Origin of the sequence: Pseudomonas caspiana, from assembly GCF_002158995.1 — a bacterium.
GTDB classification, from domain to species: domain Bacteria; phylum Pseudomonadota; class Gammaproteobacteria; order Pseudomonadales; family Pseudomonadaceae; genus Aquipseudomonas; species Aquipseudomonas caspiana.
In genome coordinates this window covers 67387-87343 of record NZ_LOHF01000002.1, presented here as the reverse complement: position 1 = coordinate 87343, position 19957 = coordinate 67387, and the positions used below count along the sequence as shown (strand labels likewise).

The window sequence follows — 19957 nt, the reverse complement described above, 5'->3', positions numbered from 1 at the left end:
GCGGTACACGCCATGCGACTGACTACTAAAGGCCGATACGCTGTAACTGCCATGCTTGATCTGGCGTTACACGCGCAGAACGGGCCAGTGTCTCTGGCCGACATTTCCGAGCGTCAGGGCATTTCCCTGTCCTACCTTGAGCAACTGTTCGCCAAATTGCGCCGTGGCAATCTGGTTTCAAGCGTTCGTGGTCCAGGCGGCGGTTACCAGTTGTCCCGCGACATGCAGGGCATCAAGGTTGCTCAGGTTGTCGATGCGGTCAACGAGTCCGTCGATGCGACACGCTGCCAGGGTCTGGGTGATTGCCATGCTGGCGACACCTGCCTCACCCACCATTTGTGGTGTGACCTCAGTGAGCAGATCCACGAATTTCTAAGCGGTATCAGTCTGGCCGACCTTGTCACTCGCCGTGAGGTACAAGAAGTTGCCCAGCGCCAGGATCTGCGTCGCACCAGCGCCAAGACCCAGTACCTGGATAAGATTGAAACGTCCGCCGTTGAATGAGCGTAGATGAATCAGCGGTGCGCCTGCCTGATAGGAGAGATTCAATGAAGTTGCCGATTTACCTTGATTACTCCGCGACGACCCCGGTCGATCCGCGTGTCGCTCAGAAAATGATTGAGTGCCTGACCGCTGACGGAAACTTCGGTAACCCGGCATCGCGTTCCCACGTGTTTGGCTGGAAGGCTGAAGAGTCGGTCGAAAATGCACGTCGTCAGGTCGCCGACCTGGTCAATGCCGATCCGCGTGAAATCGTCTGGACCTCCGGTGCTACCGAGTCCGACAACCTGGCTATCAAGGGTGTTGCGCATTTCTACGCCAGCAAAGGCAAGCACATCATTACCAACAAGATCGAGCACAAAGCCGTGCTCGACACCACGCGTCAGCTTGAGCGTGAAGGTTTTGAAGTCACCTACATCGAGCCGGGCGAAGACGGTCTGATTACTCCTGCACTGGTTGAGGCCGCATTGCGCGACGACACCATTCTGGTTTCGATCATGCACGTGAACAACGAAATCGGCACCATCAACGACATTGCTGCTATTGGTGAGCTGACTCGCTCCCGTGGCGTGCTGTTCCATGTTGATGCTGCGCAGTCTACCGGTAAGGTCGAGATCGATCTGGCCAGCCTCAAGGTTGACCTGATGTCGTTCTCCGCACACAAGACTTACGGCCCTAAAGGTATCGGTGCGCTGTACGTCAGCCGCAAGCCGCGTGTTCGTCTCGAAGCGGCCATGCATGGCGGTGGTCACGAGCGTGGCATGCGTTCCGGTACCTTGGCGACGCACCAGATTGTCGGCATGGGTGAAGCATTCCGTATCGCCAAAGAGGAAATGGCCGCAGAAAACGTGCGTGTCAAAGCCTTGAGTGATCGCTTCTTCAAGCAGGTCGAGCATCTCGAAGAGTTGTACATCAACGGCAGTATGACTGCTCGCGTGCCGCACAACCTGAACCTGAGCTTTAACTACGTCGAAGGCGAGTCGCTGATCATGGCGCTCAAGGATCTGGCGGTTTCGTCCGGTTCTGCCTGCACCTCGGCGTCGCTTGAGCCGTCATACGTGCTACGCGCCCTTGGTCGTAACGACGAACTGGCGCATAGCTCGATACGCTTCACCTTCGGCCGATTCAGCACCGAAGAAGAAATGGACTACGCCGCGCAGAAGGTTTGCGAAGCGGTCACCAAGCTGCGTGCACTTTCGCCGCTTTGGGACATGTACAAAGACGGCGTCGATATTTCCAAGATCGAGTGGGCGGCGCACTAATTTAAAGCCGCCTTACCGACAGGCCATGTTTAACCGGTTGTTGCATGGCTTGCAGAGCGGCTCCCTGATAGAGGAATAGCATCATGGCTTACAGCGAAAAGGTCATTGACCATTACGAAAATCCGCGCAACGTCGGCAAGATGAACGCGGAAGATCCAGATGTTGGCACCGGCATGGTCGGCGCTCCTGCTTGCGGCGACGTTATGCGTCTGCAAATCAAGGTCAACGAGCAGGGTGTCATCGAAGACGCCAAGTTCAAGACTTATGGTTGCGGTTCGGCTATCGCCTCCAGCTCTTTGGCGACCGAGTGGATGAAGGGCAAGACTCTGGATGAAGCAGAGACCATCAAGAACACTCAGCTGGCCGAAGAACTGGCTTTGCCTCCGGTGAAAATTCACTGCTCGGTACTCGCTGAGGACGCTATCAAAGCGGCGGTTCGTGACTACAAGCAGAAGAAAGGCCTGCTGTAATAGCAGCGTTTTTTAAAGAAGCTGGTGTGAAGTAATAAGGAGTTCCGATGGCTATCAGCATGACAGAAGCTGCCGCAAATCACGTACGACGCTCCCTTGACGGGCGTGGCAAGGGTGATGGCGTTCGTCTGGGTGTTCGCACCACAGGCTGTTCAGGTCTGGCCTATGTGCTTGAGTTCGTCGATGAGGCGCAAAGCGAAGATTCCGTGTTCGAATTGCACGGCGTCAAGGTGATCATCGATCCGAAAAGCCTGGTCTATCTTGATGGCACTGAGCTGGATTTCGTCAAGGAAGGGTTGAACGAAGGCTTCAAGTTCAACAACCCCAACTCGCGCGGTGAATGTGGCTGCGGCGAAAGCTTCAACGTCTGAGGCTTATTGTGGGTACTCCTTGTCATTTCGCTCTATTCGAGCTTCAGCCGAGCTTTCGCCTCGATCTCGATCAGTTGGCGACGCGCTACCGTGAGCTTGCTCGCGGGGTTCATCCCGACCGTTTTGCGGACGCTTCCGAGCGTGAGCAGCGGTTGGCGCTTGAACACTCCGCCAGTCTCAACGACGCCTATCAGACGCTCAAGAGCGCTCCGAAGCGGGCGCGTTATCTGTTAGCGATGCGCGGCGAAGTGCCGCTTGAAGTCACCGTGCATGATCCCGAGTTCCTGCTGCAGCAGATGCAGTGGCGTGAAGAGCTTGAGGACTTGCAGGATGAGGCCGATCTGGCCGGCGTCGCGGTGTTCAAGCGTCGCCTCAAGACTGCTCAGGACGAACTGAACGAAAGCTTCGCTGCCTGTTGGGATGATGCTGCGCAACGTGAACAGGCAGAACGCCTGATGCGACGTATGCAGTTCCTCGACAAGCTCTCTTACGAAGTGCGCCAGCTTGAAGAGCGCCTCGACGATTAACTCCGTGCTGCTTCTGGCCGCACGCCTGTGAAATTCTGATAAAGCATGGCTCTACTGCAGATCGCCGAACCCGGTCAAAGTCCTCAACCTCATCAGCGCCGTCTGGCGGTTGGTATTGACCTGGGGACTACCAATTCGCTGGTCGCTGCACTGCGCAGTGGCCTCTCCGAACCGCTGGCCGACGCAGAAGGGCAAGTCATTCTGCCGTCTGCCGTGCGCTATCACGCCGATCGTGTGGAAGTGGGGCAGGCTGCCAAAGCCGCCGCTTCGACCGATCCGTTCAACACCGTGCTCTCGGTCAAACGCTTGATGGGTCGTGGTCTGTCCGACGTCAAGCAATTGGGCGAGCAGCTGCCTTACCGTTTTGTTGGCGGTGAGTCGCACATGCCGTTCATCGAGACGGTTCAAGGGCCGAAAAGCCCGGTTGAAGTCTCTGCCGATATCCTCAAGGTTCTGCGTCAGCGTGCTGAACAGGCGCTGGGTGGTGATCTGGTCGGAGCGGTGATCACCGTTCCGGCTTATTTCGATGACTCTCAGCGTCAGGCCACCAAGGACGCTGCGAAGTTAGCGGGCCTAAACGTATTGCGCCTGCTCAATGAGCCAACCGCTGCGGCCGTGGCTTACGGTCTGGATCAGAGCGCGCAAGGCGTTGTCGCCATTTATGACTTGGGCGGCGGCACGTTCGACATCTCGATTTTGCGTCTGACTGGTGGCGTGTTCGAAGTATTGGCAACCGGCGGTGATAGTGCACTGGGTGGCGATGACTTTGACCATGCAATTGCCGGCTGGATTGTCAGCGAGGCAGGTTTGTCTGCCGATATCGACCCGTCTGCTCAGCGCAGTTTGTTGCAGGCGGCTTGCAACGCTAAAGAAGCGCTGACCAGTGAGCGTTCCGTCGATGTCGAGTACGGCGACTGGAAAAGCACGCTGACGCGTGAAGCTTTCGAAGCGCTGATTGAGCCAATGGTCGCGCGCAGCCTCAAATCTTGCCGTCGTGCCGTGCGTGATGCCGGCATTGAGCTGGATGAAGTCGAGGCGGTGGTCATGGTCGGCGGTTCTACTCGTGTCCCTCGCGTGCGTGGCGCTGTAGCTGAATTGTTCGGTCGCCAGCCTTTGACAGATATCGACCCGGATCAGGTGGTCGCCATTGGCGCGGCGATCCAGGCAGATACCCTGGCTGGCAACAAGCGCGACGGTGGTGAGTTGCTCTTGCTCGATGTGATTCCGCTCTCGCTGGGGCTGGAAACCATGGGCGGTCTGATGGAGAAGGTGATTCCGCGTAACACCACCATCCCGGTCGCTCGTGCGCAAGAGTTCACCACTTACAAAGACGGCCAGTCGGCAATGATGATTCACGTGTTGCAAGGCGAACGTGAATTGATCAGTGACTGTCGCTCGCTGGCTCGCTTCGAGCTGCGCGGCATCCCGGCCATGGTGGCGGGTGCGGCCAAGATCCGTGTGACGTTCCAGGTAGACGCTGACGGTCTGCTCAGTGTGGCTGCCCGCGAGCTTGGCTCGGGCGTTGAATCGAGCATTCAGGTCAAACCGTCTTATGGTCTGACCGATGGCGAAATTGCCAAAATGCTCAAGGATTCCTTTGCCTACGCCAGTGACGACAAGGTTGCCCGCGTTTTGCGCGAGCAGCAGGTTGACGCTCAGCGCCTTGTGGAGGCGGTGGAGGGCGCGCTGGAAGCTGATGGTGAGCGCCTGCTGGATGCCGAAGAGCGCATGGTGATCAATCTCCAGTTGCAGGAATTACGTGACTTGATGCAAGGCACTGATGGCCCCGCCATCGAGCAGCAGACCAAGCGTCTGTCGCAGGTGACCGATGCATTTGCAGCCCGCCGCATGAACGTGACGGTAAAAGCCGCTTTGGCGGGGCGCAATCTGAATGACATTGAGGAATAACTGATGCCGCAGCTGATTTTTCTGCCCCATGCCGTGTTGTGCCCGGAAGGGCTGGTTCTGGAGGTCGAACCTGGCACGTCTATTCTCGAAATTGCTCATGAGCATCACATCGAGATCGAGAGTGCTTGCGGTGGTGTCTGTGCCTGCACCACCTGCCACTGCGTTATTCGCGAGGGCTTTGACTCGTTGAATGAAGCGGATGAGCTGGAGGAAGATATGCTGGACAAGGCGTGGGGGCTGGAACCGCAGTCCCGTCTGTCCTGCCAGGCCATCGTCGGAAATGAAGACCTGACCGTTGAAATTCCGAAGTATTCGCTTAACCATGCGGCTGAAGCGCCGCACTGATCGAGAAGCTGTCATGAGTTACGGTTGGAATGACGTACAACGAATCGCTGAGGAACTGGCCGAGACTCATCCCGGCGTCGATCCTTACTCGGTGGGGTTCACCAAGCTGCAACTGATGATCAAGCAGTTGCCTGATTTCGACGACACCTCTGGCCGCGTCGGCGAGAAAGTGCTCGAAGCGGTTCAGACGCTTTGGGCCGACGAAATCGGCTGATCCAATTTGCACGTTAGGCAATAACCTCAAACCCGCGTATAATTCGCGGGTTTAATTTTTCGCTTTAATCATCGTTTCTGGAGTTACACCATGGCTGTTCAACGTACTTTCTCCATCATCAAGCCTGACGCCGTTGCTAAAAACGTAATCGGCGAGATCACCACTCGTTTTGAAAAAGCCGGTCTGCGCGTCGTTGCTTCGAAACTGAAGCAACTGTCCAAGGCTGAAGCTGAAGGTTTCTACGCTGAGCACAGCGCTCGTGGCTTCTTCGGCGACCTGGTTGCGTTCATGATCTCCGGTCCTGTTGTTGTTCAGGTTCTGGAAGGCGAAAACGCCATCGCTCTGAACCGTGAGCTGATGGGCGCTACCAACCCTAAAGAAGCTGCTGCTGGCACCATCCGTGCTGACTTCGCTGATTCCATCGACGCCAACGCTGTTCACGGCTCCGATTCCGAAGCAGCCGCTGCTCGCGAAATCTCGTACTTCTTCGCAGCTACAGAGGTTACCGCTCGCTAAGTCCTGGACTAACGAGTGAAGGGTGAATTCATGATTGCAACGACTGGCAAAACAAACCTGTTGGGTCTGACCCAGCTGGAAATGGAAAAATTCTTCGATTCTATCGGGGAGAAGCGCTTCCGTGCCGGTCAGGTCATGAAGTGGATTCACCACTTTGGCGTCGATGATTTCGACGCCATGACGAACGTCAGCAAGGCCCTGCGCGAAAAGCTCAAGGCCTGCGCTGAAGTTCGCGGTCCTGAAGTCGTCAGCGAGGACATCTCCAGCGATGGCACCCGTAAGTGGGTGGTGCGTGTGGCGTCCGGTAGCTGCGTCGAAACCGTCTACATCCCCCAAGGTAAACGCGGCACCTTGTGTGTTTCGTCCCAGGCGGGCTGTGCGCTGGATTGCAGTTTCTGCTCTACCGGCAAACAAGGCTTCAACAGCAACCTCACCGCCGCCGAAGTGATCGGTCAGGTGTGGATTGCCAATAAATCCTTTGGCAGCGTCCCGGCTACTGTCGACCGTGCCATCACCAACGTGGTGATGATGGGCATGGGTGAGCCGCTGCTGAATTTCGATAATGTCATTGCCGCCATGCATCTGATGATGGATGACCTGGGGTATGGCATTTCCAAACGTCGGGTGACGCTGTCCACCTCTGGCGTGGTACCTATGATTGACGTGCTCGCTGAGCATATCGACGTATCGCTGGCGTTGTCGCTGCACGCGCCAAACGATGCGTTGCGTAATCAGTTGGTGCCGATCAACAAGAAATACCCGCTGAAAATGCTGCTTGAGTCTTGCCGTCGCTACATGGCGACTCTGGGTGAAAAGCGCGTGTTGACCATTGAGTACACCTTGCTCAAGGACGTCAATGACAAGGTCGAGCACGCGGTTGAAATGATCGAGCTGCTCAAGGACACGCCTTGCAAGATCAACCTGATCCCGTTCAACCCGTTCCCGCATTCCGGTTACGAGCGTCCGAGCAACAACGCAATCCGTCGCTTCCAGGATCAGTTGCATCAGGCTGGATACAACGTCACGGTGCGTACTACCCGTGGCGAGGATATCGACGCAGCCTGCGGTCAACTGGTCGGGCAGGTCATGGACCGTACTCGCCGCAGTGAACGTTACATTGCTGTACGTGAATTGAGTAGCGAGGCGAGTGTGGCTCAAAGCGCCGCGACTCGAACCTGATCGCGAACCTGGCCGAGAGATCCTCAATGTCCGTGCGTGCCGCTCTGCTGCTCTGCTTTCTGACCGCGCTGGCTGGTTGCGTCACCACGGGCAACGTCGATCCCATGAGTACCAGCAAAGGTCGAGACGCGGCGCGCCAGGCCTATGTTCAATTGGGTATTGGCTATTTGCAGCAAGGCCAGAGCGAACGCGCCAAGGTCCCGTTGAAAAAAGCGCTTGAGCTGGACAGTTCCGATGCAGATGCCAATGCCGCGTTGGCGTTGGTGTTCCAAGTGGAAATGGAACCCGAGCTGGCCGATCAGCACTTTAGAAAAGCCCTGTCTTCCAGTCCCCGCGACGCTCGCATCCTCAACAACTACGGCAGCTTTCTTTACGAGCAGAAGCGCTACAAGGAAGCTTATGAGCGTTTTGAACAGGCCGCCGCTGATAACCTCTATCCTGAGCGCTCGCGGGTTTTTGAAAATCTCGGGATGACTGCGGTGATGCTTGGTAACCGCGAAGTTGCCGCTGAGCACTTCACCAAAGCCTTGCGCATGGACCGTCAGTTGCCTCGTGCATTGCTGGAAATGGCTGAGTTGTCTTACGAAGACAGGCATTATGTGCCCTCGCGTGATTATTACGACCGGTTTAGCCAACTCAGCGAGCAAAATGCACGTAGTCTATTGCTTGGTATACGGTTGGCAAAAATCTACGAAGATCGTAACAAGGCAGCCAGTTTTGGCCTGCAACTCAAAAGACTCTATCCCGGTACGCCGGAATATCAGCAATACCTGTCGGAGCAATGATGAAAGCGGTGCATCCCGAAGTCGTAGCAGCCACTCGCGTCAACCCTGGCGAAACCTTGCGTCAGGCCCGTGAGAGTAAAAACTGGTCGCTGCCAGACGTCGCGCTGAGGCTGAACCTCACCGTAACTTCGTTAAGTAACCTGGAAGCGGGTCAATTTGACAAACTGCCGGGCCATACCTTCGCTCGCGGTTATGTTCGTGCGTACGCCAAGGTTCTGGAGCTGGATCAGGCAGCACTGGTCACTCAATTCGATCAGTACACCGGTACAGACAGCGCGGGTAGCTCGGTACATGCCTTGGGTCGTATCGAAGAGCCTGTACGCCTTTCTCACAATATTCTGCGAATCGTCAGCCTGCTGTTGCTGATTGTTCTGGTCGGCGGTGGCTTCTTCTGGTGGCAGGATCAGACTTCCTTGCGTGGCAAGGATTCAGGTCTGAGCCTTGAGCACGTTGAAGTCGAGAGTGCTGACGGAACGACCCAGATTCACCCGTTGGACGAGCCCGAAGATCAGGCCGTCGTCGAAGCGCAAACCACGGACTCTGCGCCACTGGCCCTGAACCCTGCGACGCCAGCGGCATCTACGCCTGCTCAGGCCCCGGTTCAGGCCCCAGCGGCTCCGTCGTCGACCACCCCACCTGCCAGCTCAACGGCGACTGCGCCGATGAACAGTGCGCCTGCAACTGCCCCGTCAGCCCCCGCTGTTGCGCCTGCACAATCTGCACTCGCCACTGCACCTGAGGCAGCTGTTGCCGGTGCGGGTCAGGTGAGCATCTCGTTTACTGCCGATTGCTGGACGCAGGTTACTGACAGCACCGGTAAAGTTTTGTACATGGGCATCAAACACAAAGGCGATAGCCTGGATGTGAGTGGCAAGCCGCCGCTCAACGTACGTCTGGGGGCTGCAGCCGGTGCTCAGGTCAGCTACAACGGCATGCCTGTCGATGTAGCTCCGTTCACCAGCGGCGCTACCGCTCGCCTGAAGCTGGGGCAATAAACTATGCACGGTGAATCTCCGATCAAGCGTCGCGAATCCCGCAAAATCTGGGTCGGTTCTGTTCCTGTGGGTGGCGATGCCCCCATCGCGGTGCAGAGCATGACCAATAGCGACACCAACGATGTTGCAGCCACTGTTGCGCAAATCAACCGCCTTGAAGCGGCAGGCGTGGACATTGTCCGGGTTTCAGTCCCGGACATGGATGCAGCTGAAGCCTTTGGCCGCATCAAACAGTTGGTCAAGGTGCCGCTGGTTGCCGACATTCACTTCGACTACAGGATTGCCTTGCGCGTTGCCGAGCTGGGCGTTGACTGCCTGCGTATCAACCCGGGCAACATCGGTCGTGAAGATCGCGTGCGGGCTGTAGTCGATGCCGCTCGTGATCGCGGTATCCCCATCCGTATCGGCGTTAACGCCGGTTCGCTGGAAAAAGACCTGCAAAAGAAATACGGCGAACCAACCCCGGCAGCACTGGTTGAGTCCGCGTTACGCCATGTTGAACACCTTGAGCGTTTGAATTTCCAGGACTTCAAGGTCAGTGTTAAAGCCTCCGATGTGTTCATGGCCGTTGAAGCTTATCGCTTGTTGGCCAAGGAAATTGTCCAGCCGCTGCACCTCGGTATCACTGAAGCGGGCGGATTGCGTTCTGGCACAGTGAAATCAGCCGTTGGCCTAGGTATGCTGCTCGCCGAGGGAATTGGCGATACTATCCGCATCTCGCTGGCCGCTGACCCGGTTGAAGAGGTGAAAGTCGGTTACGACATCCTTAAATCGCTGCGCCTTCGTTCTCGTGGGATCAACTTCATTGCCTGCCCGAGTTGCTCGCGGCAGAACTTCGATGTGGTCAAGACCATGAACGAGCTGGAAGGGCGGCTTGAGGATTTGCTGGTGCCACTGGATGTTGCGGTTATCGGTTGTGTGGTCAATGGACCGGGTGAAGCCAAAGAGGCTCACGTTGGTCTGACTGGCGGCACGCCGAACCTGATCTATATCGACGGCAAGCCAGCGCAAAAACTGACCAATGACAATCTGGTGGATGAGCTGGAACGCTTGATCCGCCAGAAAGCGGCCGAAAAGGTCGAAGCTGACGCAGCCCTGATCGCGCGCGGCTAACCAGAATTGCTAAGGATTTTTTGTGAGTAAGTCTCTGCAAGCCATTCGTGGCATGAACGACATCCTGCCCGATCAGACCCCGCTGTGGCGTCATTTCGAAGGCACTGTCTCGCGTTTGCTGGATAACTACGGTTACCGGCAGATTCGCATGCCTATCGTGGAATTCACTGATCTTTTCAAGCGCTCCATCGGTGAAGTAACCGATATCGTCGAAAAAGAGATGTATACCTTTGCAGATCGCAACGGTGATTCCCTGACCCTGCGTCCTGAAGGCACTGCAGCCTGCGTGCGCGCAGTGCTTGAACACGGCATTACCGGTGGCGGTCAGGTTCAGAAATTGTGGTACATCGGCCCGATGTTCCGCCATGAGCGCCCGCAGAAAGGCCGTTATCGTCAGTTTCACCAGATCGGCGTCGAGGTCTTCAACCTGGACGGTCCGGACATCGACGCAGAGCTGATCGTGCTGACCTGGCGTCTGTGGGGCTTGCTGGGTATTCGCAACGCGGTGAAGCTCGAACTCAACAGCCTGGGCACCAGCGAGGCGCGTGCGCGTTATCGCGATGCGCTGGTCGAGTTCCTTTCGGCTCGCCTCAGCGAACTGGACGAAGACAGCCAGCGTCGCTTGAAGACCAATCCGCTGCGGGTACTGGATACCAAGAACCCTGAGACTCAGGCGCTGCTGGTTGATGCACCGAAACTGGCGGATTATCTGGACGACGAATCCCGCATCCACTTCGAAGGCCTCAAGGCGCGTCTGGATGCTGCGGGTATTCCGTATGTGATCAATCCCAAGCTGGTTCGTGGCCTGGACTACTACAGCAAGACCGTTTTCGAGTGGGTGACCGATCAATTGGGCGCTCAGGGTACAGTCTGCGCGGGCGGTCGTTACGACGGTCTGGTCGAACAGATGGGTGGCAAGCCAACCACTGGTGTTGGTTTTGCCATGGGTATCGAGCGTCTGGTGCTGCTGCTTGAAACACTCGAGCAGATCCCGGAAGAAATTTCCCGTCAGGTTGACGTGTACCTGTGTGCGTTTGGCGAAGCTGCTGAACTGGCTGCGTTGGCGCTGACCGAGCGCGTCCGTGACGAGCTGCCGAACCTGCGCTTGCAGGTGAATGCCGGGGCTGGCAGTTTCAAAAGCCAGTTCAAGAAAGCCGACAAGAGTGGTGCCCTGTTCGCGTTGATCCTCGGGGAAGAGGAACTGGCGCAGCAGATCATCGGCGTTAAACCCCTGCGTGGTCAGGGTGAACAACAAAATATTGCCTGGGATGCTCTGTCCGAGCACCTGGCCTCCTGCGTCGTGCAGGGTTGAAGCTGATTTACAGCCGTTTTAGCGAATAGGAGTATTGGGGTGTCAGGTACTGAAGATGATGAACTGGCGGCAATGAAGGACTGGTGGCAGCGCAATGGTAAACCCCTGGTGACGGGTGGTTTGCTGGCGTTGGTAGTGGTGCTTGGCTGGCAGGCCTGGACCAGATACGAAAGCAATCAGTCGCAAGGTGCTTCGGCGCTCTACCAGCAATTGCTGGAAACAGCCCTCACGCCAAGCGGTCAGGCTGACACGGCCCGTGTTGCTGATATCGCCAACAAGCTGAAAAGCGAGTTCGGTGGTTCTGCTTATGCCCAGTACGGCAGTCTGTTCGTGGCCAAAGTGGCTGTCGATAATGGCAAGCTTGACGACGCTGTCGCCGAGTTGAAGCTGGTCACCGACAAGCCGGCCAGCGATACGCTGGGTGAAATCGCTCGTCAGCGTCTGGCTCGCGTACTGGCTGCACAGAACAAGGCTGACGACGCGCTGAAGCTGCTTGACGGCGATGCTGAAAAAGCATTCCTGGCCAGCCGTGAAGAACTCAAGGGCGACCTGCTGGTGCAGCTCGGCCGCACCGACGAGGCACATGCTGCATACCAAAAAGCCAAATCCGCGCTGTCTGAAGAAGCGGCCGTAGGTGGCTTACAAATGAAGCTCGACGACTTGGCCAAAGGGGATGCGTGACGTGATCCGTTGGAAACATGCAGCATTGCTGGCTCTGGCCATTTTGGCCGCGGGTTGCAGCAGCAACAGCAAAAAGGAATTGCCACCGGCCGAGCTGACCGACTTCAAAGAAGAAGTCGTGCTGCAGAAGCAGTGGAGCCGCTCCATCGGTGAGGGGCAGGGCGAAACCTACAACATCCTGGTTCCGGCCATTGATGGCGACCGTATCTACGCCAGCGATGTCGAAGGTTTCATCGTCGCAATGGACCGCATGGACGGTAAGGTTATTTGGGAAAAAGACCTTGAGCTGCGTGTTTCCGGTGCCGTTGGCGTTGGTTACGGCATGCTGATGGTTGGCACCCTGAAGGGCGAAGTCGTTGCGCTGGATGCCAGCACAGGCGAAGAAAAATGGCGTTCGCGTGTGACCAGTGAAGTGCTGGCCCCGCCTGCCACCAATGGTGACGTGGTTGTGGTCCAGACCCAGGATGACCGTATTGTCGGCCTGGATGCGGCGACCGGTAATCAGCGCTGGATTTACGAAAGCACACCTGCAGTACTGACTTTGCGCGGTACGGGTGCGCCGATCGTAACCAATCGCCTGGCAGTGGCTGGTTTGTCGACCGGTAAAGTCGTTGCACTGGATACATCTAACGGTGTGCCTGTGTGGGAGCAGCGTGTAGCGGTTCCTCAAGGTCGCTCCGAGCTGGATCGCGTCGTTGATATCGACGGCGGTCTGCTGTTGTCCGGTGGTACGTTGTATGTCGCTACCTATCAGGGCCGGGTTGCCGGTCTGGAACTGGAAAGCGGCCGTGTTATCTGGCAGCGCGATGCATCGAGCTACTCCGGTGTGGCCCAAGGCTTTGGCAGTGTTTATGCCAGCCTGGCCTCCGGCACTGTCGAAGGTATCGATGAGCGTTCGTCCTCTGCATTGTGGAGCAACGAAGCGCTGGCCCGTCGTCAATTGGGTTCGCCAGAAGTGTTCTCCAGCTATGTAGCCGTTGGCGACATGGAAGGCTATCTGCACCTGTTGAGCCAGGTTGATGGTCGTTTCGTGGGCCGCGAGCGTATCGACAGCGACGGCCTGCGCGCTCGTCCGCTGGTAGTGGGAGACATGATTTACGTCTATGGCAACAGCGGCAAGCTGGAAGCCCTGACGATCAAGTAATGACTGTCTATGCTTGAGGCCTGAGCCTCTGGCGACCCCGCTCCGGCGGGGTTTGCAGCACTTTGCGGTGCTGCTCCGAACTCCGGCCGCTGCCCTGCAGCGGCTTTTGTATTTTCTGAAATAACGAAGTGGAGAGCCGCATGGTTCCCGTAATCGCCCTGGTGGGTCGACCGAACGTCGGCAAGTCCACCTTGTTCAACCGCCTGACCAGGACTCGCGACGCTATCGTCGGCGATCTGTCCGGTCTGACCCGTGATCGCCAATACGGTGAGGCCAAGTGGCAAGGGCGCTCCTACATTTTGATCGACACCGGTGGTATCTCCGGTGATGAACACGGCATGGATGAAAAGATGGCCGAGCAGTCGCTGCTGGCTATCGAAGAAGCTGATGTGGTGCTGTTCCTTGTTGATGCGAAGGCCGGTTTTACTGCGGCTGACCAAATGATCGGCGAGCACTTGCGCAAACGTGGCAAGCGCTCATACGTCGTTGCCAACAAGGTCGACAACATCGACCCTGAGCTGGCTCGTGCCGAGTTCGCGCCATTGGGTATGGGGGATGCCATTCCTGTAGCCGGTGCTCATGGTCGCGGTATCAGCCAGATGCTGGAAATTGCCCTCAGCCAATTCCCGAAAGACGAAGGGGAAGAGGAAGAAGGCGAAGCCGAGGTTGTTGCAGAAGGCGAGGAAGCCAAGCGCATTCCTGGTCCTAGCGAAAAAGACGGTATCAAGATCGCCATCATCGGTCGTCCAAACGTCGGCAAGTCGACACTGGTCAACCGCATGCTGGGTGAAGACCGGGTTATCGTTTATGACGAGCCAGGCACCACCCGCGACAGTATCTACATCCCGTTTGAGCGTAACGACGAGAAGTACACGCTGATCGACACCGCCGGTGTGCGTAAGCGCGGCAAGATCCACGAGGAAGTTGAAAAGTTCTCGGTGGTGAAAACCCTGCAAGCGATCAAAGATGCCAACGTGGTGATCTTTGTCATGGATGCCCGCGAAGGCGTGGTAGACCACGATTTGAACCTGCTGGGCTTCGCCCTTGAAGCAGGTCGTGCGCTGGTTATCGCGTTGAACAAATGGGACGGCATGGTGCCGAGCGAGCGCGACTATGTGAAGACCGAGCTTGAACGTCGATTGTTCTTCGTCGACTTTGCCGACATCCACTTCATTTCGGCACTGCACGGCACTGGCGTGGGTAATCTGTACCAATCGGTGCAGAACTCCTTCAAGTCCGCGGTAACCCGTTGGCCAACCAGCCGTCTGACTCAGATTCTTGAAGATGCGGTCAGTGAGCATGCACCACCGATGGTGGGCAGCCGTCGTATCAAGCTGCGTTACGCTCACTTGGGTGGTGCTAACCCGCCGCTGATCGTGATCCACGGTAACCAGGTTGAGAAAGTACCGAAGTCTTATGTCCGGTATCTGGAAAACACCTACCGTCGTGTGCTCAAACTGGTCGGTACGCCGATCCGTATCGAGTTCAAAGGCGGCGAGAACCCGTACGAAGGCAACAAGAACACGCTGACAGACCGCCAGGTCAACAAGAAGCGTCGAATGATGTCGCACCACAAGAAAGCCGACAAGAAGCGCAGAGACAAGCGCTGATAGCGTTGCCTGCGCGGGGCTTATGTGGGAGCTGAGCTTGCTCGCGAAGAACTATGACGCGGTCTGCTTCAAACCGCGTCGCTTGTATCGCGGGCAAGCCCTGCTCCCACAGAACCGGCTTTAGCCGGGAGGAGGGCGGTACATTCTCGACATCTTCTGGGTCAAGAATATCGCCCTCCCGGCTGAAGCCAGTCCTACCGTGTACTGCGGATTGTGTAAAAAGCTTTCTCAAGAAAAGGCGCTAATAGCGCCTTTTTTTATGCGCGCGCTATGGGCTATTCTGCCTGACCCCGTGCCGCCGTGGAGCCGGGCGTAGAGCAGGAAAAAAGGCCCCATGATTGACAGCAAGCTGCCCAATGTTGGCACCACTATTTTTACCGTCATGTCTCAGCTCGCAGCTGAAACGGGCGCGATCAACCTGTCCCAGGGTTTTCCCGATTTCGATGGCCCACAAGCGTTACGCGATGCGTTGAGCCGTCACGTCGCTGAAGGTCATAACCAATACGCGCCAATGACCGGCCTGCCAGCGTTGCGCCAACAGGTAGCGGCGAAAATAGCCCGCTGCTACGGCCGCCAGGTTAATTCCGACACTGAAATCACTATTACGCCGGGCGCTACTCAAGCGATTTTCTGTGCCATCCAGGCCGTTATTCGCGCGGGAGACGAAGTCATCGTCTTCGACCCTTGCTATGACAGCTATGAGCCTGCGGTCGAGTTGGCGGGCGGGCGCTGCGTGCATGTTCAGCTAGACCTGAATGACTTCTCCATCGACTGGCAGAAGCTGCGCGATGCGCTGAGTCCTCGGACCCGGATGATCGTTATCAATAGCCCTCACAACCCAAGTGGCGCATTGATCAGTCGTGCCGAACTCGATCAACTGGCTGCACTTATCGCTAATCGGGATATCTACCTGGTCAGTGACGAGGTCTATGAGCATCTGGTATTTGATGGCGTACAGCACGTCAGCATTCTGAGTCACGAAGAGCTTTACCAGCGTGCTTTTGTGGTCAGTTCATTCGGTAAGACTTATCACGTGACCGGCTGGAAGACCGGTTACGTGGTGGCACCGCCCGCACTGAACGCAGAACTGCGCAAGGTTCACCAGTACGTGAGTTTTTGTGGTGTCACGCCGCTGCAATGGGCGCTGGCTGACTTCATGGCTGAGCACCCCGAACATGTTGAAGAGCTGCCTGGGTTCTATCAGGCCAAGCGTGATTTCTTCTGCGACCAACTGCAGGGCTCGCGTTTCACGTTTGATCGTGTTGGCGGGACTTATTTTCAGCTTGTGAACTATGCGCAGATCCGCCCGGACCTCAACGATGTAGAGATGTCGCTATGGATGACTCGCGAGCATGGCGTGGCGAGTATCCCGGTCTCGGTGTTTTACCAAAACCCACCTGAAGGCCAGCGGTTGATCCGGCTGTGCTTCGCCAAGCGTGAGGAGACGTTGCGTCAGGCAGCGGAAAAACTATGCGCGATTTGAGTGAACTGCCGAACCTGAATGTAGCGCTGGTCCAGACCTCATTGGTCTGGCACGACCGCAAGGCCAATCTTGAACACTTCGCCTCGCTGTTGGCGTCGGTCAAGGGCGCTGACCTGGTGATCCTGCCGGAAATGTTTACCACGGGCTTTTCGATGGCCTCTGAGACCCTCGCCGAGCCGGAGGGCGGTCCGACATCCAGGTGGATGCTGGAGCAGGCAAGACTGCTGGATGCCGTGATTACCGGTAGCGTCATCGTCAAGGACGCCGATGGCAGTCACCGTAATCGACTCTTGTGGGCACGTCCGGATGGTGAGTTGCTGCATTACGACAAGCGCCATCTGTTTCGCATGGCGGGTGAGCACGAGCATTACAGTCCCGGCGAGCGGCAAGTGCAGTTCGAACTCAAGGGCTGGCGTATACGTCCGCTGATTTGCTATGACCTGCGTTTTCCGGTCTGGAGTCGTGACGCCCAGCACACTGACTTACTGCTATACACCGCAAACTGGCCGGGTGCCCGACGTATGCACTGGAACCGTCTGTTGCCAGCGCGAGCAATCGAAAATCTGTGTTATGTCGCGGCGGTTAACCGGACTGGAACTGATGGTAAGGGCTTCGCTTATACCGGCGACAGTCAGGTACTCGACTTTCAGGGGGAGAGCCTTTTCAACGCAGGGGAGGCCGATGGCGTTTTCGAGGTGACGTTGAATGCTGCGGATCTTGCGGCTTACCGCACAAAATTTCCGGCTCATCTCGATGCAGACACATTCGAGATTCTCTGAATCTGTTCAACACCAGTTGCAGCGCTTTTGCTATCGGTCGTTTGATTGTTTGTGTCAAAAAGTTTCAGGTATTTACTGAAGTTCTGACGACGGTGGCCGATAGCGCTTGTATCAGTCCAGGAGTTGACCATGACCACCATCAATACAAGCTCGCTTGGCATGTATTCCAGCAGCTTCACTGCTAACGTCAAAACTAATACAGACGCCAAGGCTGCTGAGACCAAAACTGGCGAGACGTCTTCGGTTGAAGTCAATCTTCGTGACAGTGTTTACCAGACCGGCGAAAGCGCCAAGGCGGGCGCCTCAGCTCCGGCGAGTCCTGCCCAGGAGCAAATCGAGCAAATCCAAAAGCAGATCAAAGAAGTCCAGAAACAGCTTCTACAGCAGCAACAGCAACTCGCGGCTGCTCAGGCCAGTAAGGGCTCGGAAGAGGAAAAGGCTCTTCAGGTCATGTCTCTGCAGCAACAGATAGCCGGAACCCAGGCTCAGTTGGCGACGCTGCAAGGCGCGCTTCTGACGCTGATGAAAGGTACTGTAAGCACTACAGCCTGATCCTCGCACAAACAAAAAGGCCCTGAAGCTTTCACTTCAGGGCCTTTTTTGTTGCCTGGAGCAACCTGTGAATGAGCACTTTATGTCGGAGCCAATTGGTTGGCGAGACGTCTGATCTGCGTCAGCAGAAAATCCGCCTCGCGAACAAGTTCGCTCCTACAAGTACCAATCCATGTTAATCAGGCAGCCTTTGCTTCTGCCTGGCTCAGCGAACGGTTCAGTGCACTAAACAGCGCCTTGAAGCTCGCTGTGGTGATGTTTTCGTCAACACCCACGCCGTGGACCGCACGATCACCGTTCACACGCAGCTCGATGTAGGCAGCGGCTTTGGCGGTGGTGCCTGCGCCAATGGCATGCTCGTTGTAATCCATGATTTCCACACCGATTGGCAGGCTCGATACCAGCGCTTCCAGTGCACCGTTGCCTTTGCCTTTCCAGCGCTGGGTTTCGTCGTTGACGCTGACTTCGGCGTCCACTGCACTGGTGTTGTTCTCTTCCTGCAGGCGGTGGCTGATCAGCGCGTACGGCTTGTTGGCTTGCAGGTATTCACGCTTGAACAGCGCGTAGATCTGCTGAGCACTCATTTCCAGGCCCAGGCGATCAGTTTCGCCTTGAACCACCTGGCTGAACTCGATCTGCATGCGGCGCGGCAGAGAGATGCCGTATTCCTGTTCCAGCAAGTAGGTGATGCCGCCTTTGCCGGACTGGCTGTTGACGCGGATGACTGCCTCGTAGCTGCGGCCGATATCAGCCGGGTCGATCGGCAAATACGGCACTTCCCACAGCGCGTCGTCTTTCTGCTGAGCGAAGCCTTTGCGGATTGCATCCTGGTGCGAGCCAGAGAACGCGGTGTGAACCAGATCGCCGACGTATGGTGCACGTGGGTGAACCGGAATCTGATTGCACTCTTCAACGACTTTGCGTACGCCGTCGATATCGGAGAAGTCCAGCTGTGGATCCAGACCCTGGGTGTACATGTTCAGCGCTACGGTCACCAGGTCTACGTTACCGGTGCGTTCGCCGTTACCGAACAGGCAGCCTTCGACACGATCTGCACCGGCCATCAAGCCCAGCTCGGTGGCAGCGATGCCAGTACCACGGTCGTTGTGGGTGTGCAGGCTGATGATCACGCTGTCGCGACGATTGATGTTGCGGCAGAACCATTCGATCTGGTCGGCATAGATATTAGGGGTAGCAACTTCAACCGTGGCAGGCAGGTTGAGGATGACCTTGTTCTCAGGCGTCGCGTTCCAGACTTCGATGACCGCGTCGCAGACTTCCTTGGCGAAGTCGAGCTCAGTGGCGCTGAAGGTTTCCGGGGAGTATTCGAACGTCCACTGGGTTTCAGGCTGTTCTGCTGCGTATTTCACAAACAGTTTGGCCGCGCTCACTGCGATTTCTTTTACGCCAGCCTTGTCCTGATTGAAGACAATACGGCGGAACGATGGGCTGGTGGCGTTATACAGGTGGACAATGGCCTTCTTCGCGCCGCGCAAAGATTCGAAGGTGCGGGCAATCAGGTCTTCACGGCCCTGGGTCAGCACCTGGATAGTGGTGTCGTCCGGGATGTGGCCGTCTTCGATAAGCGTACGTACGAAGTCAAAGTCGGTCTGCGATGCGGCTGGGAACGATGCTTCGATTTCTTTCACGCCGACGGCGACCAGGGTCTTCCAGAAACGCAGCTTCTTCACCGCATCCATTGGCTCGATCAGCGATTGGTTGCCGTCACGAAGGTCCGAGCTGCACCAGATCGGCGCCGCAGTGATGGTCTTGGAAGGCCAGGTGCGGTCAGGCAGATCAATGGTCGGGAAAGCACGGTACTTCTTCGAGGGATCTTTGAGCATTGGCATTAGCGCGAATCCTTTGGGGTACTTATTTTCTATGGGCCGGGAAAAGGCGGCCAACCGATAAAGCGAGAGGCGGGGTGAGGCACATCGATCTAGCTTGGCAGTCGTGCACTGACCAGGCTGAGACAGCGATGTTGCCGCAACAAAATGAGGGTTTGAGAGGTTTTCATAAGCCAACCGTACCCATTAGGGTGAAAGTTGGCAAGCAGTTGGAAAAATTTGAGAGAAGTTCTCTGTGAACGAATGTTAGTGGTTATTTATGGCTTGAATCTTTATTGAACAGATTATTTATTGCGCAAGTTCGTTTCCTTGCAGGAGCTGCCGCAGGCTGCGAAACGATGTGACAGACAAAATCGCTTCGCA

21 protein-coding genes are annotated in these 19957 nt (G+C 56.6%); 20 read left to right on the top strand and 1 reads right to left on the bottom strand.

All coding sequences use genetic code 11. The annotated features are described in order from the left end of the window. Window positions 1-12: 12 nt before the first annotated feature. The 20 genes from iscR to AUC60_RS02650 all read left to right on the top strand — a co-directional run bounded on the left by iscR (window position 13) and on the right by AUC60_RS02650 (window position 17747). Window positions 13-504 carry a Fe-S cluster assembly transcriptional regulator IscR gene (iscR, locus tag AUC60_RS02745; RefSeq protein ID WP_087264570.1) on the top strand — a complete coding sequence of 164 codons (492 nt, stop codon included), beginning with the start codon at window positions 13-15 and terminating at the stop codon, window positions 502-504. A 44-nt stretch (window positions 505-548) separates the two neighbouring features. Continuing rightward, entirely contained in the window at window positions 549-1763 is a 1215-nt protein-coding gene (locus AUC60_RS02740; protein WP_087264569.1) for an IscS subfamily cysteine desulfurase, read from the top strand. A gap of 83 nt (window positions 1764-1846) precedes the next feature. Further along, window positions 1847-2233, top strand: a complete 387-nt coding sequence (gene iscU / locus AUC60_RS02735) for a Fe-S cluster assembly scaffold IscU (RefSeq protein WP_002552476.1) — start codon at window positions 1847-1849, stop codon at window positions 2231-2233. Window positions 2234-2280: 47 nt separating this feature from the next. After that, window positions 2281-2604, top strand: coding sequence for an iron-sulfur cluster assembly protein IscA (gene iscA / locus AUC60_RS02730; protein WP_087264568.1), 324 nt, complete (start codon window positions 2281-2283; stop codon window positions 2602-2604). An 8-nt stretch (window positions 2605-2612) separates the two neighbouring features. After that, window positions 2613-3131, top strand: coding sequence for a co-chaperone HscB (hscB, locus tag AUC60_RS02725; RefSeq protein WP_087264567.1), 519 nt, complete (start codon window positions 2613-2615; stop codon window positions 3129-3131). Between the two features lie 45 nt (window positions 3132-3176). Then, window positions 3177-5039, top strand: coding sequence for a Fe-S protein assembly chaperone HscA (gene hscA, locus AUC60_RS02720; RefSeq protein ID WP_087264566.1), 1863 nt, complete (start codon window positions 3177-3179; stop codon window positions 5037-5039). 3 nt (window positions 5040-5042) lie between these two features. Beyond that, window positions 5043-5384 (top strand): ISC system 2Fe-2S type ferredoxin, encoded by a 342-nt coding sequence (gene fdx / locus AUC60_RS02715; RefSeq protein WP_087264565.1) that lies wholly within the window; start codon window positions 5043-5045, stop codon window positions 5382-5384. A 13-nt stretch (window positions 5385-5397) separates the two neighbouring features. Next, window positions 5398-5598 (top strand): Fe-S cluster assembly protein IscX, encoded by a 201-nt coding sequence (gene iscX / locus AUC60_RS02710; RefSeq protein WP_087264564.1) that lies wholly within the window; start codon window positions 5398-5400, stop codon window positions 5596-5598. Window positions 5599-5688: 90 nt separating this feature from the next. Then, window positions 5689-6114, top strand: a complete 426-nt coding sequence (gene ndk, locus AUC60_RS02705) for a nucleoside-diphosphate kinase (RefSeq protein WP_002552482.1) — start codon at window positions 5689-5691, stop codon at window positions 6112-6114. Between the two features lie 30 nt (window positions 6115-6144). Beyond that, on the top strand, window positions 6145-7293 hold the full coding sequence (rlmN, locus tag AUC60_RS02700) for a dual-specificity RNA methyltransferase RlmN (protein WP_087264943.1): 1149 nt from the start codon (window positions 6145-6147) through the stop codon (window positions 7291-7293). A gap of 26 nt (window positions 7294-7319) precedes the next feature. Beyond that, window positions 7320-8078, top strand: coding sequence for a type IV pilus biogenesis/stability protein PilW (pilW, locus tag AUC60_RS02695; RefSeq protein ID WP_087264563.1), 759 nt, complete (start codon window positions 7320-7322; stop codon window positions 8076-8078). Beyond that, window positions 8078-9073, top strand: a complete 996-nt coding sequence (locus AUC60_RS02690) for a RodZ domain-containing protein (RefSeq protein ID WP_087264562.1) — start codon at window positions 8078-8080, stop codon at window positions 9071-9073. Before pilW ends, AUC60_RS02690 begins: the two co-directional genes overlap by 1 nt. Window positions 9074-9076: 3 nt before the next feature. Further along, on the top strand, window positions 9077-10186 hold the full coding sequence (ispG, locus tag AUC60_RS02685; protein WP_087264561.1) for a flavodoxin-dependent (E)-4-hydroxy-3-methylbut-2-enyl-diphosphate synthase: 1110 nt from the start codon (window positions 9077-9079) through the stop codon (window positions 10184-10186). Window positions 10187-10208: 22 nt separating this feature from the next. Then, window positions 10209-11498: a histidine--tRNA ligase gene (hisS, locus tag AUC60_RS02680; RefSeq protein WP_087264560.1), complete on the top strand. Its 1290-nt coding sequence runs from the start codon at window positions 10209-10211 to the stop codon at window positions 11496-11498. Between the two features lie 39 nt (window positions 11499-11537). Next, window positions 11538-12179, top strand: coding sequence for a YfgM family protein (locus AUC60_RS02675; RefSeq protein WP_027902637.1), 642 nt, complete (start codon window positions 11538-11540; stop codon window positions 12177-12179). After that, entirely contained in the window at window positions 12172-13323 is a 1152-nt protein-coding gene (bamB, locus tag AUC60_RS02670) for an outer membrane protein assembly factor BamB (protein WP_087264559.1), read from the top strand. The genes AUC60_RS02675 and bamB overlap by 8 nt, the downstream gene beginning before the upstream one ends. 140 nt (window positions 13324-13463) lie before the next feature. Then, a complete protein-coding gene (gene der, locus AUC60_RS02665; RefSeq protein WP_087264558.1) occupies window positions 13464-14933 on the top strand; it encodes a ribosome biogenesis GTPase Der in 1470 nt (489 codons plus the stop codon). Window positions 14934-15267: 334 nt separating this feature from the next. After that, window positions 15268-16416 carry a pyridoxal phosphate-dependent aminotransferase gene (locus tag AUC60_RS02660; RefSeq protein ID WP_087264557.1) on the top strand — a complete coding sequence of 383 codons (1149 nt, stop codon included), beginning with the start codon at window positions 15268-15270 and terminating at the stop codon, window positions 16414-16416. Continuing rightward, window positions 16404-17195 (top strand): amidohydrolase, encoded by a 792-nt coding sequence (locus AUC60_RS02655; RefSeq protein ID WP_087264556.1) that lies wholly within the window; start codon window positions 16404-16406, stop codon window positions 17193-17195. The genes AUC60_RS02660 and AUC60_RS02655 overlap by 13 nt, the downstream gene beginning before the upstream one ends. 129 nt (window positions 17196-17324) lie before the next feature. Continuing rightward, entirely contained in the window at window positions 17325-17747 is a 423-nt protein-coding gene (locus AUC60_RS02650; protein ID WP_087264555.1) for a hypothetical protein, read from the top strand. Between the two features lie 179 nt (window positions 17748-17926). On the opposite strand, the gene leuA is transcribed toward AUC60_RS02650, so the two are convergent. After that, window positions 17927-19597 carry a 2-isopropylmalate synthase gene (leuA, locus tag AUC60_RS02645; protein WP_087264554.1) on the bottom strand — a complete coding sequence of 557 codons (1671 nt, stop codon included), beginning with the start codon at window positions 19595-19597 and terminating at the stop codon, window positions 17927-17929. Window positions 19598-19957 lie beyond the last annotated feature (360 nt).